Annotated in this window: 11 protein-coding genes; 8 read left to right on the top strand and 3 right to left on the bottom strand. The window is 66.2% G+C overall.

The window, feature by feature from the left end:
- Positions 1-4: 4 nt before the first annotated feature.
- Positions 5-586, bottom strand: a complete 582-nt coding sequence (gene kefF, locus CSEG_RS19775) for a glutathione-regulated potassium-efflux system oxidoreductase KefF (RefSeq protein WP_013081007.1) — start codon at positions 584-586, stop codon at positions 5-7.
- A gap of 108 nt (positions 587-694) precedes the next feature.
- On the opposite strand from kefF, the gene CSEG_RS19770 reads away from it, so the two are divergent.
- Both CSEG_RS19770 and CSEG_RS19765 read left to right on the top strand, forming a co-directional pair.
- Positions 695-1420 carry a CoA transferase subunit A gene (locus CSEG_RS19770; protein WP_013081006.1) on the top strand — a complete coding sequence of 242 codons (726 nt, stop codon included), beginning with the start codon at positions 695-697 and terminating at the stop codon, positions 1418-1420.
- Positions 1420-2061, top strand: a complete 642-nt coding sequence (locus tag CSEG_RS19765) for a 3-oxoacid CoA-transferase subunit B (RefSeq protein ID WP_013081005.1) — start codon at positions 1420-1422, stop codon at positions 2059-2061. Before CSEG_RS19770 ends, CSEG_RS19765 begins: the two co-directional genes overlap by 1 nt.
- A gap of 13 nt (positions 2062-2074) precedes the next feature.
- Here the strand turns inward: CSEG_RS19765 and CSEG_RS19760 are convergent, their stop codons facing one another.
- Positions 2075-3643, bottom strand: a complete 1569-nt coding sequence (locus CSEG_RS19760) for an ArnT family glycosyltransferase (RefSeq protein WP_013081004.1) — start codon at positions 3641-3643, stop codon at positions 2075-2077.
- 189 nt (positions 3644-3832) lie between these two features.
- On the opposite strand from CSEG_RS19760, the gene CSEG_RS19755 reads away from it, so the two are divergent.
- The 4 genes from CSEG_RS19755 to CSEG_RS19740 all read left to right on the top strand — a co-directional run bounded on the left by CSEG_RS19755 (position 3833) and on the right by CSEG_RS19740 (position 8886).
- Positions 3833-6322, top strand: a complete 2490-nt coding sequence (locus CSEG_RS19755) for a TonB-dependent receptor (protein WP_013081003.1) — start codon at positions 3833-3835, stop codon at positions 6320-6322.
- A gap of 157 nt (positions 6323-6479) precedes the next feature.
- Entirely contained in the window at positions 6480-7481 is a 1002-nt protein-coding gene (locus CSEG_RS19750; protein ID WP_013081002.1) for an agmatine deiminase family protein, read from the top strand.
- Complete coding sequence (gene aguB, locus CSEG_RS19745) at positions 7481-8359, top strand: N-carbamoylputrescine amidase (protein ID WP_013081001.1); 879 nt, start codon at positions 7481-7483, stop codon at positions 8357-8359. The genes CSEG_RS19750 and aguB overlap by 1 nt, the downstream gene beginning before the upstream one ends.
- Positions 8356-8886 carry a GNAT family N-acetyltransferase gene (locus CSEG_RS19740; protein WP_013081000.1) on the top strand — a complete coding sequence of 177 codons (531 nt, stop codon included), beginning with the start codon at positions 8356-8358 and terminating at the stop codon, positions 8884-8886. Before aguB ends, CSEG_RS19740 begins: the two co-directional genes overlap by 4 nt.
- On the opposite strand, the gene CSEG_RS19735 is transcribed toward CSEG_RS19740, so the two are convergent.
- Complete coding sequence (locus CSEG_RS19735; protein ID WP_013080999.1) at positions 8883-9674, bottom strand: acid phosphatase; 792 nt, start codon at positions 9672-9674, stop codon at positions 8883-8885. The genes CSEG_RS19740 and CSEG_RS19735 overlap by 4 nt on opposite strands.
- A 159-nt stretch (positions 9675-9833) precedes the next feature.
- Here CSEG_RS19735 and CSEG_RS19730 point away from each other — a divergent pair, with 159 nt between their 5' ends.
- Positions 9834-11870 (top strand): TonB-dependent receptor, encoded by a 2037-nt coding sequence (locus tag CSEG_RS19730; protein WP_013080998.1) that lies wholly within the window; start codon positions 9834-9836, stop codon positions 11868-11870.
- Between the two features lie 204 nt (positions 11871-12074).
- Positions 12075-12863 carry a SapC family protein gene (locus CSEG_RS19725; RefSeq protein WP_013080997.1) on the top strand — a complete coding sequence of 263 codons (789 nt, stop codon included), beginning with the start codon at positions 12075-12077 and terminating at the stop codon, positions 12861-12863.
- Positions 12864-12917: the final 54 nt, after the last annotated feature.

Below are 12917 nucleotides of genomic sequence, written 5' to 3'. Positions count from 1 at the left end.
GTCCTTACGCCTCCGCGCGGGCCGGCAAGAGCGAAGCGATCCGCGCCTTGTAGCGCTCGGCTTCAGATTTCAGGGCGGCGTCGTCTTTCACGGATGCGCCATGAACCACGAACGGGGTCTCCCATTCCATGCCGCAGAGGTGGGCCGTCTGTTCCAGCGGGCGCAGGAATTCGTCCAGGCTGAAACGGTTATAGCCGTGGGCGTGATAGGCCTTGGCCGAGCCGCCCGTGGTGCAGGCCACGAAGAGCTTCTTGCCCTTCAGGGCCTCCCCGTCCTCGCCGTAGGCGAAGCCATGCAGCCACACGATGTCCAGCCACTCCTTCAGAAGGGATGGCGTCGAGTACCAGAACAGCGGGAACTGCAGGGCCACGACGTCGTGGGCCACAAGGGCCGCCTGTTCGGTCTCGATATCGACCACGAAGTCCGGATACGACTCGTAGAGATCCTTGAAAGTGACGCCGGAAACGCTCTTCGCCGCCTTGGCCAGGGCGCGATTGGCGCGCGAGCGCTCAAGCGCGGGGTGGGCCAGCACCAGAAGCAAGCCGGAGGTGGCGGGTGTCACCGAGCCGGTGGTAGCGTCGGACATCAGGCGGCCCTTCCGGAAAAACAATTCATCAAGGGTTGAATTTCTTCTTGGCTCGGGCGACACGGTTCGCCCATCACCCGACTAGCAGGTCGGGACAAGGGAGACACCATGGTCGACAAGGTGAAGAAGAACGCCGTCGAGGCCCTGGCCGGGCTGCTCAAGGACGGCATGACCATCATGGCCGGGGGCTTTGGCCTCTGCGGCATCCCGGAGAACCTGATCGCGGCCATCCGCGAGGCGGGGGTGAAGGACCTCACGGTCGTCTCCAACAATTGCGGCGTCGACGGCTTCGGCCTGGGCATCCTGCTGGAAAATCGCCAGATCAAGAAGATGGTCTCGTCCTATGTGGGTGAGAACAAGCTGTTCGAACAGCTCTACCTCTCCGGCGAACTGGAGCTGGAGTTCAATCCGCAGGGGACGCTGGCCGAACGCATCCGTGCGGGCGGTGCGGGCATCCCCGCCTTCTTCACGCGCACCGGCTACGGCACCCTGGTGGCCGAAGGCAGGGAGGTTCGCGAGTTCGACGGCGAGATGTACGTGATGGAGCGCGGCCTGACCGCCGACCTCGCGATCGTCAAAGCCTGGAAGGGCGACGCCGAAGGCAATCTGATCTACCGCAAGACCGCGCGGAACTTCAATCCGATGATGGCCACCGCCGGCCGCGCGACCGTCGTCGAGGTCGAGGAGCTGGTCGAGATCGGCGCCCTCGATAAGGACGCGATCCACACGCCCGGCATCTACGTCGACCGCATCCTCAAGGGCGCGAAGTTCGAGAAGCGCATCGAGCGGGTCACCACCCGCCCCCACGAGCAAAAGACTCAGGAGCAAGCGTAATGGCCTGGACCCGCGACGAGATGGCGGCCCGCGCCGCCAAGGAGCTGCAGGACGGCTTCTACGTGAACCTCGGCATCGGCATCCCGACCCTGGTGGCCAACTACATCCCGGAAGGCATGCATGTGACGCTGCAGAGCGAGAACGGCATGCTGGGCATGGGCCCCTTCCCCTACGAGGGCGAAGAGGACGCCGACCTGATCAACGCCGGCAAGCAGACGATCACCGAGCTGGACAGCAGCTCGTACTTCAGCTCGGCCGACAGCTTCGCCATGATCCGCGGCGGCCATATCGCCCTGTCGATCCTGGGCGGCATGCAGGTGGCCGAGAATGGCGACCTCGCCAACTGGATGGTGCCGGGCAAGATGGTCAAGGGCATGGGCGGGGCCATGGACCTCGTCGCCGGCGTCAAGCGTGTGGTGGTGGTCATGGACCACTGCGAGAAGTCCGGCGCGCCCAAGTTGCTGAAGGCCTGCACCCTGCCGCTGACCGGCGCCGGGGTGGTGGACCTGCTGATCACCGAGCTTGGCGTCTTCGAGATCAATCGCGGCAAGACGCCCGTTCGCCTGATCGAACTGGCGCCCGGCGTGACCGTCGACGAGGTCAAGGCCAAGACCGAAGCCGCGTTCCAAGCGGCGGTCTAGCCCAAGTCCCCGGCTATTTGCGCTTCGGCTTCGGCGGCAGTCCGGTGACGGGGTCGCGGGGCAGGGGCGCAAAGCCCTCCGCGATGAAGAGGTCGATCCGGCGCGCGCGCTTCTTGTCGAGGCGCACGCGCGAGATCTGCAGGCCCGAGGTCGCCTTGAAGTCCTGTTCGATCTCGGGGCGATAACCGCCCTCGAGGCTGACGACCAGGGCGCGGCGACCGAAGGCGGCGTTCAGCGGAGCCTCCGTCTCGGCCTGGTTCTGGGGATGGGCCTCGTGCACCCACATGCGCAGCGCCGGCGCGCCGGGTTGGCCGAAATAGTCGCGGCCATAGTAGGCGGCGGCGTTGTAGAGGAAGCGGTCGTCCATGGCGACGGCGGTGACGCCGCTGCGCAGCGACTGCTCCTCCCGCGTCCGCTCGATGATCGCCTGGACCGTCTGATCCCAGCCGCGCACGCGCTTGAAGCCGTTCGACAGGCCGACGGCGTCGGCCGCGCGCGGATTGACCATGCACACGACGAAGAAGGCCGCGAAGATCGCTTGAACCGTCAGTCCGCCGATCAGCCATCGCCGTGCGTTCCAGCGCAGCAGCCAGCCGGCGGCGAGCACCGAGCCCGCCACGAACGCCGCTCCGGCCCAATTGGCGTTGGCGCGCGACACGAAGGCCTCTCCGGCGACAACGATCAGGGGCGGCGCGCTGAAGCACAGCAGCAGAAGATCCGGCGACTGAATCCTCCGCTTCGCGCTGAGCCAGATCGCCCCGCCCAGCAGCACGCCGAAGGGGACGGGGCCGAAGACGCCGAACTGCGAGAGCACGAATTCGCTCAGTTCGCGGACATTAAAGAGTTGAGCGCCCCAGTTGGCGTTCGAGGCGGTGTGCTTGACCGTCGAAAAATGATGGCTGGCGTTCCAGGCGAAGTTCGGCGCCAGGGTCAGCACGAACGCGAAGGCGAACAGCACGATCGCCGCCGGGCACCAGCGACGGCGCGCCTCCCGCGAGATCAGGGCGTGCAGGACGATGCTGCCCAGCGCATAGATCGCCGCATATTTCGATAGGAAGGCGAGCCCGAGCGCGACGCCCATCCCCGCAGCCACGAAGTAGCGGCGCGGCGCATAGGCTTCAGCGAGGTCGACATAGGCCCAGATCGTCAGGGACAGGAAGAAAAGCAGGGGCGCGTCCGTGGCCATCAGCCCGGACGACAGCACGACGCCGGGCATCAGGCTGTAGATCGCCGCCGCGGCGAGGCCGGACCATCCGCCGTAGAGGCGTCGGGCGATGCGATGGACGACCAGGGCCGTCGCGCCATGCAGCAGCGGCGCCGACAGGCGCACCCAGGCCTCGGCGTCGCCGCCGATCTTGGTGGTCAGCCAGATGAGCCAGGCGATCATCGGCGGCTTGGAGAAGTAGCCGAACGCCAGCTCGCGCGACCACAGCCAGTACTGAGCCTCGTCCGGATAAAGCTCCAAGGGCGTGGAGAACAGCGCGGCGAGGCGCAGGAGCGTCAGCCCCGCCACCATCGACAGGGTCAGCCGCCAGGCGCGGATTTCGGCGATTTTGGAGGCTGAGTCGGGCTGAGGTGTCATGACCCCTGATTAAACAAGTAAGAAAAATCTGACCAATTCTTCCGCGTTTCCGGGGCATTGTGACAGTTTCCGGGCGGGCGTGGCGATTCCGTCACCAAACCTTCTAAAACTTTCTGTAAACGGCCGGAAACGATGCGTGACCGTGCTCTGAACGGGCGGGCGTAGCGAACAACGAGGGGATCCTTCCGCATGAAAATGAAAAACTTCGCCCTGGCCACGACCGCCCTGGTCGGCAGCCTGATCGCCACGAGCGCTTTTGCTCAGTCCACAGCCTCGACCGAACTCGATAGCGTCGTCATCACCGCGGCGACCGGTCCGAAGACCGTCGGAGGCATGCTGAACGCCGAAACCGTGGCGAAGAGCCGTGCGACGGTGTCGCAGGAGTTCCTGGCCACCCAGGTTCCGGGCCAAACGGTGATCCAGTCGCTGAGCATTCTCGTTCCCGGCCTGAACTTCACCAACAATGACGCCTACGGCAGCAGCGGCGGCAACATTCGTCTGCACGGCTTCGACGGCAACCGCGTCGCCCTCACGTTTGACGGCATGCCGCTGAACGACACCGGCAACTACGCGACCTACACCAACCAGCTGCCCGACTCGGAAATCATCGCTTACGCCTCGGTCAACACTGGCTCGACCGACGTCGATAGCCCGACCGCGGCCAGCACCGGCGGCACCATCGGCATCTCGACCCTGACGCCGAGCAAGGAAGCCAGCGCCTGGGCCCAGGCCAGCGTCGGCACCGACAACTATCGCCGCTTCGCCGCTTTCGCAGAGACCGGCGAGTTCGGTCCGTGGGGCACCCGTATGTGGGTGGAAGGCTCGTATCAGAAGTACGATAAGTTCAAGGGCGAAGGCGAGATCTACAAGCGCCAGATCAACGCCAAGGTCTATCAGCCGATCGGCGACAACGGCGACTTCGTCAGCCTGGCCGCACACTACAACGTCAACCGCAACAACGCCTACTACGGCCCGAACCTGCGGACGGCCACTGCCTCGCTGCCGAACGAAGTGGACACGGCTGGCTGGGGCGTCGACTTCGCGACCACCTATGCGTCTCCGACCGTCACCACCCCGACCGGTGTGACCGGCGATGTTGACGTCGACGCGGGCAGCTCGTCGTACTACGGCCTTCGCATCAACCCGTCGAATACCGGCAACCTGCGCGGCCAATCGCGCTTCACGCTGGGTCACGGCCTGACCTTCACCTTCGACCCTTCGTTCCAGTACACCCTGGCCAACGGGGGCACTCAGAACGCCACGCTGACCGAGACCAACGCTCAGCTGCGCGGCACGGCCACGACGGGTGGCGTCGATCTGAACAAGGATGGCGATCTGAACGACACCGTTCGGGTCATGACGCCCAGCAACACCAACACCCGCCGTTACGGCGTGCTGACGTCGTTGATCTGGAAGCTGAACGAAAACAACGCGTTCCGCATTGGCTACACGCTGGACTACGGTCGTCACCGCCAAACCGGCGAGTACAGCACGATCGACTTCGGTGGTTCGGACGGGCCGCGCTACACCTCGTGGTTCGGCGGCAAGGACGGCCACGGCGAGAAGATCAAGACCGTGGATGGAAAGAGCTTCATGCGCGCGCGTGACCGCTTCTCGATCGCCACTCTGAACCAAGTCAGCGCTGAGTATCGCGGCAAATTCCTGGACGACAAGCTGAACCTCAGCATCGGCGTCCGCGCGCCATTCTTCAAACGCGAGCTGAACCAGTTCTGCTATTCGCAGAACGGCTCGAGCTCGGTGCGCTGCACCACCGAAACCCCAAACAACACTCTGCCTAACGGCAACGTGACCTTCGCGGCTACGGGCTCCACTCAATACATCGCGCCGTACTCCAAGACCCTGAAGTATGACGACGTTCTGCCCAACATCGGCGGCATGTATCGCCTGAACGATCACAGCCAGCTATACGCTAGCTACGCTGGCTCGACCTCGCTGCCGCGTACGGACAACCTGTATACGGTTCTACGTCTCGCCAACGGCACGGTCGGGAACTCGACGGTCCAGCCGGAGACCAGCAACACGTTCGAGGGTGGCTATCGCTATCAGACCAGCCAATGGCTGGTTAGCGTCAGCGCCTGGAACACGAAGTTCGAGAACCGTATCGTCAGTTCTTACGATCAGGACCTGGGTATCAACATCGACCGAAACGTTGGCGAAGTGAAGCAGTGGGGCGTCGACGCCTCAGCGGGCTTCAACCCGACCGACTACCTGACCGCCTACTTCTCGGTTTCGTATAACGACAGTGAGCTACAGGATAATATCGCGATCAGCTCGACCACCTTTGCGGCGACCAAAGGTAAGGAGATCGTCGAGACTCCGCACTGGACCTTCTCGAACCGGATGGAAGTGGAACCCGTCGAGGGCCTGACGCTGGGTGTCCAGACCAAGTATGTCAGCTCGCGCTGGGCCACCGACGTCAACGATCTAAAGGTGGGTAGCTATGTCCTGACTGACCTGGATGCTAAGTATTCCCTGAAGGGAATGGGTTTCGAGAACTCGTTCATCCAAGCGAACGTTAGCAACCTGTTCGACAAAAAGTACTACGGTAATTTGGGTACTCAGACGAGCGCGACCCCAGGCGCTCCGGGCTATGGCCGGCCTTTTGCCAACATTGGCTCGCCGCGGACCTTCACGCTTACCCTGCGCGCTGGCTTCTAAGCTGAGCGTCAAGCCAGACCTGGGAAAGGGCGGCCCGATCGGGCCGCCCTTTTTCTTTGTCACAGGGGTTTGCTAACTAGGCTCCGCTTGACCCCAGGCCTCGGAGGGGCCATCTGCGCCCCCTTCGTTTCACCGACCGCCTTCATTGGACCTACGAATGACCGTGATCGTCCCCGCCGAGTGGGCTCCGCACCGCGCCATGTGGGTGGGTTTCCCCAGCCACGCCGAGCTGTGGCAGGAGGATCTTGAGCAGGCCCAGCAGGAGGTCGCCGACCTCGCCCGCGCCCTGGCCGGGCCCGGCGGCGAGCGCGTGCGCCTGATGGTGGTCGGCGACGAGGCGGAGGCCGCCGCGCGCGCCCTGCTGTCCGACACCACGGTCGAGATCGTCCGGGGGCAATTCGGCGACATCTGGCTGCGCGACACGGGGCCGATCTTCTTCGACGACAACGGCAAGGCCGTCGCCGCCGGCTTCCGGTTCAACGGCTGGGGCGGCAAGTACAGCCTGGAAGGCGACGACATCGTCGCCGAGCAGATCGCCGCCGCGTCGGGCGCGCCGCTGGCGCGCAACGATTTCATCCTCGAGGGCGGCGCGCTCGACCACGACGGTCTGGGCACGATTCTGACGACCCGCCAGTGCCTGCTGAACGCCAACCGCAACGCCAGCTGGGACGAGGCTTCGGCCGCCGCGGCGCTGGCCCGCGCGCTGGGCGCCAAGAAGGTGCTGTGGCTGGGGGACGGCCTTCTGAACGACCACACCGACGGTCACGTGGACAACCTGGCGCGCTTCGTCGCCCCCGGCGTCGTCGCCTGTCCGATGGCCTATGGCGCCGATGATCCGAACGCGGAGGTCTACGCCGAGACCGCCCGCGCTCTGGCCGGCATGACCGACAGCCGCGGCTCGCCGCTGCAGGTCGCCCGCATCCCCTCGCCCGGCAAGATCCTGGACGAGGACGGCGAGCCGATCCCGGCCTCGCACATGAACTTCCTGATCGCCAACGAAGCGGTCATCGTGCCGATCTACGCCGAGGAGTCGGGCGCCATCGCCGTCGAGGTGATCAAGGGGCTGTTCCCCGAGCGGCAGGTCATCGGCCTGCCGTCCACCGCCATCCTGACCGGCGGCGGTTCGTTCCACTGCATCAGCCAGCAGGAGCCCGAATAATGGCCCGCACGCTCAGCGTCGCCGCGATCCAGACCGCGTATGGCATGGATCTGCAGGCCAACATCAAGAAGACCGAAGCCTTCATTCGCGAGGCCGCGTCCAAGGGCGCGCAGGTCATCTTGCCGTCCGAGCTGTTCCAGGGGCCGTACTTCTGCGTCGCCCAGGAGGAGCGCTGGTTCGCCGAGGCCCATCCGTGGCGCGAGCACCCGGTGGTCAAGGCGATCGCGCCGCTGGCGGGCGAGCTGGGCGTGGTGCTGCCGATCTCGATCTTCGAGCGCGAGGGGCCGCACTATTTCAACAGCCTGGTCATGGCCGACGCCGATGGCTCGCTGATGGGCGTCTATCGCAAGAGCCATATCCCCGACGGCCCGGGCTACATGGAGAAGTACTACTTCCGCCCGGGCGACACCGGTTTTAAAGTCTGGGACACGCGCTTTGGCCGTATCGGCGTCGGCATCTGCTGGGATCAGTGGTACCCCGAGGCCGCTCGCGCCATGGCCCTGATGGGCGCCGAAGCCCTGTTCTATCCGACCGCGATCGGCAGCGAGCCGCATGACCCGACCCTGGACACCGCCCTGCCATGGCGGCGCGCCATGCAGGGCCACGCCGTCTCGAACGTCATCCCGGTGATCGGCGCCAACCGCATCGGCTTCGAGCCGTGGGACGGCTATCCGAACGGCGGCCAGACCTTCTACGGCTCGTCCTTCATCGCCAACCACCGTGGCGACCTCGTCAGCGAGCTGGGTCGGGCCGACGAGGGGCTTGTCAGCGCCACCTTCGATCTCGACTTCCTGACCACGCACCGCGCCGCCTGGGGCTTCTTCCGCGACCGCCGGCCGGAGTTCTACACGGCTCTTTCCACCGGCCGTCCCGCGTGATCGAGACCGACCGCCTGACCCTGCGTCCGGCGGTCGACGCCGACCGTGACGCCATCGCGGCGATGAACGCCCATCCTCGCGTGGGTGAGTGGCTGGGCGGCGTGCGCGATCGCGTCGAGAGCGACGCCTTCGTCGATCGGGTGATGGCGCACGAGGCCGAGCACGGCTTCGGCTTCTGGGTCGTGGTGGAGCGACGGCCCGAAGCGCCCGTCGTGGGCATGACTGGCGTCTGGTGGACGCCGCCCGAAGTCGGGCTGGGCCGCATCGTCGAGATCGGCTGGCGCTTCCTTCCCGACGCCTGGGGCCAGGGCTACGCCACGGAGGCGGCCAGGGCGGCGCTCGCCTACGGCTTCCAGACCCTGAGGTTGCCCGAGATCATCGCCTTCACGGCCCGCGCGAACCTCGCGTCGCAAAGCGTCATGCGCCGGATCGGCATGCGCCATGATCCGGCGCGCGATTTCGATCATCCGGGCTTGGCGGACGACCATCCTCTCCGCCCGCACGTCGTCTACGTCGCCAGACCCTAGCTCGCGCAGCCCGTTGGGGCTCCGTTCGCCTTCGACGCCGCCACCTCGGCGCGCGCCTTGGCCATGTCCGCCATGAAGGCCGGGTCGTCATGCAGGCGCGTGACCAGGGCCGAGCCGAGGTAACGGCCCGCTTCCACGTCGCTCTGGAAATGCACGCCGCAGATGATCCGGCTGTCGCCGAACGCCTTGCCGCGGGCCAGGATCGGAGACGCCTTCTCCGGGACCAGTTCGGCGATCACCGAGGCCCAGGCCCAGCCGATCAGGCCGTGTCCTGAAGGATAGGAGCCGTCGGTCTCGATCCAGGGCTCGCGAGGCACGCAGATCGGCTTGGCGTTGCCGACCGGCGGCCGGGGACGGCGATAAGCCGCCTTGGCGGGCTGGTAGATCTTGGCCGCGTCGTCGGTCATGCGCAGCAACAGGCTGGCCAGGGTCGGCGTCGCCTCTGCGCTGAGTGTGACGCCCGCCGCGCAGGAGAAGCTCTTCAGGCCATTCTTGCCCGACAGATCCGCGTCAGCGACGGCTTGGCTCCAGGCCGGCGTGTTGACCAGTTTGCGGGTCTCCTCGAACTGCGCGCGCTCGGCCTTGCCGCGCGGCGAGTTCGGCGCGGGCGGAGGGCCGATGATGGCTGTGGCGTCGATGCCGCTATTCCCGGCCAGATAGCCGGGAGGGGGCTTGGTCCAACCTGCCGAAGGCGGCGTGGTCGCGACTGGGCCGGAACCCGCAGGCGCCTCGAAGCGGGCGCAACTGGCGAGGATGACGGTGGCGGCGATCAGCACGAAACGGGGCATGGCGTGCGTCCTGTAGGTCATCCGCCCACAGAGCGGGCGGGAAATCCCGCGTCAAGAACGTAGGCGGGTGAAAAGCGGATTGACGAGGAGATATGTTATTTCATAACAGCTAATCCGAAGCCGCTCCTCCGGCCAAGTCGTACCTGTTCAGGACTCCCTATGCTTCGTCGCGCCGTTCTTTCCGCCGCGAGCCTCGTCGCGCTCGCCGCCGCTGTTTCCGCCCACGCCGAGACGCCGGCCGCCCCCGCGCCCGCGCCGCAGGACACCGAAGTCTCCAAGGTGGTGATCACCGCCGCGCCCTACGCCGTCTCGCTCGACACGGTGACGAGCAGCGTCAACATCGTGACCCGCGACCAGCTGGACGTCGCGCCGCCCGCGGGTCTGGGCGACATGCTGAACGGCCAACCGGGCCTGCGCTCGACCGCCTACGGTCCCGGCGCCAGCCGACCGATCATCCGTGGCCTGTCCGGTCCCCGGGTCATGGTGCTGGAGAATGGCGTCGGTCAGGTCGACGCCTCCTCGTTGTCGCCCGACCATGCGGTGGCCTCCGATCCGGGCGAGGCCTCGCGCATCGAGGTGCTGCGCGGACCGTCCACCCTGGCCTATGGCGGCTCGGGGATCGGTGGCGTGGTCAACATCATCGACGACCGGGTGCCGTCCAGCGCGCCCCCTAACGGCTTCGAAGGTCGGATCGCCGGCTCCATGTCTTCGGTCGACGACGGGAAGTCGATCAACGGCTCGGCCCAGTTCGGCAAGGGTCCTCTGGTCTTCGCCATCGACGCCGATCACCGCGAGAGCAGCGACTACGACGTGCCGACCACGCCCGTGTCCAGCCGCTTGGCGGCGCGCGACGGCCTGACGCCGGACCCCGACAAGACCGTCAGGAACACCGACGTCGAGATGGACGCCTATGGCGCTGGCGTGTCCTACGTTCATGACAGCGGCTATTTCGGCGTCGCGGTGAAGAAGACCGACACGACCTATGGCGTGCCGTACCTGCAGATCCTGGCGCCGATCGATCCGGACGCCGAGGGCCCCGTCTCCATTCACCTGCAGCAGACCCGCTACGACCTGCGCGGCGAGCAGAACGTCGACCTCGGCCCGTTCGCCAAGATCCGCCTGTCGGCCGGCCACGCCAAGTACGAGCACGCCGAGGTCTCGGTCGAGGACGGCGAGGTAGGCACCCGCTTCCTGTCCGACGGCACCGAAGGCCGGCTGGAGCTGGTGCAGAAGGAGCGCGACGGCTGGCAGGGCGCGGTGGGCTTCCAGGCCCTGGAGCGCCACTTCGAAGCCATCGGCGATGAGGCCTTCGTGCCCTCGACGGACATCAAGGAATACGGCGTCTTCACGCTACAGCGCCTGGACAAGGGCGATTGGGGCGTCGACGCGGGCCTGCGCTTCGACAGCCGCGAGCTGAAGACCGACGTCGCCAAGCGCTCTTTCGAAAACGTCTCGGCCTCGCTGGGCGTGTTCTATAAGCCGGCCGACAAGCAGTTCCTGGCCCTGACCCTGTCGCGCAACGGCCGCGCCCCGACCGAGTTCGAGCTGTTCGCCGACGGCCCCCACCCGGGCACCGGCGGCTATGAAGTCGGCGACGCCACCCTCGACTCCGAGAAGGTGACCTCGCTGGAGGCCACCTACCGCTACACCGGCGACCGGCTCCGCGTTGAGGGTCACCTGTGGGGCGCCCAGTACGACGGCTTCATCGAAGAGAAGCCCACGGGCGCGGTCGAGGATGGCCTGCCGGTGTTCCAGTACTTCCAGACCGACGCCAAGTTCCACGGCGCCGAGCTCGAGACCTCGTACGTCGCCTGGCGCGGCGGTGAGAACAGCCTGAAGCTGGAAGGCGTCTACGACTGGGTGCGCGGCTCGACCGACCTTGGCGTCCCGGCGCGCGTGCCGCCGTGGGCCGTGACCGGTCGCGTCGTCTGGAGCGCGCCGCGCCTGACGGCCCAGGCCGAGGTCCGGCGCGTCGCCGAACAGGATCGTGTCTCGACCTTCGAGCTGCCGACCGACGGCTACACGCAAGTCAACGCCATGGTGACCTTCAAGCCGTTCCAGGATCCGGCGCTGCGCCTGTTCGTCGACGGCCGTAACCTGACCAACGCGACGATCCGCGAGCACACCTCGTTCCTGAAGGACTTCACGCCCGCGCCGGGCCGATCGGTCCGCGCCGGTTTCGCCTGGCGCTTCTAGCGCCGGGCGGAGGCGGGTTCTCGATCAGCCCCTAGGGAGCTCGCCACGCGCCGGGGCCCGGCTTCTCCCATCGCCGGGCCCCGGACTCGCCTACGACGGCGGCCAGATTGCCGCATCCGGCTGGATCGGCTAGAACCGCGAGCCTTTGCGGTCGTCTTCGAAGTGTTCGAGCGTCCGTGTCCCATTTCTGTCGTAGAGCGCTTCATGACCACGACCCAGTCCGCCGGCGAAATCACCGGCAACGTCCTGTTCTACAATTCGCCCGAGCCGCTGAATCGCGAGCAGCACGCCAAGCTGGCGCTGGTGCACAAGGATAAGCCGTATGCCTTCGCCGCCGCCGGCACCGCTGTTCCGCTGACCGTTTCGGAGTTCGCTCCGGCCGCCCTGACCTTCCCGGTGATCTTCGCCGGCGACGACAAGGTTCCGCTGGCCGTGATGGGTCTGAACCAGCAGGAAAACCTGTTCATCGGCGCCGACGGTTCGGTCGAACCGAACGTCTACATCCCGGCCTATATCCGCCGCTATCCGTTCGTGCTGGCCAATGACGACACGCAAGACCGCCTGATCGTCTGCATCGACCGCGGTTCGGACCTGCTGACCGAGAACGGCCAGACCCCCCTGTTCGACGACAAGGGCGAGCCCACCGAGTACACTCAGAACTGCATCAAGTTCTGCGACGACTTCGAGAACGAGCGCCGTCGCACGGACTCGTTCGTCCAGCTTTTGAAGGACCTGGACCTGTTCGAGCTGAAGAAGGCCCTGTTCCAGGCGCAAGACGAGACCGGCGCCGCCGTCGGCGAGCCCGTGACCGTCGCCGAGTACTTCGGCGTCTCGGAAGAGAAGCTGAACGCGCTGTCGGCCGACAAGCTGAAGGAGCTGCAGCAGAACGGCGCCCTGGCGCAGATCTATGCGCACCTGGTGTCGCTGCTGGGCTGGGACCGCCTGATCAACAAGACCGTGCTGAAGCAGGCGGAAGCCGCGAACCTGAACTAAGGTTTGGCGTCAGCTGAAGACCAAGAGGGGCGGCGGGCCTTAGGCTCCGCCGCC

This window comes from Caulobacter segnis ATCC 21756 (assembly GCF_000092285.1).
Lineage (GTDB): Bacteria > Pseudomonadota > Alphaproteobacteria > Caulobacterales > Caulobacteraceae > Caulobacter > Caulobacter segnis.
The sequence above is the reverse complement of the archived record's forward strand: the minus strand, read 5'-3'. Positions and strand labels throughout refer to the sequence as shown.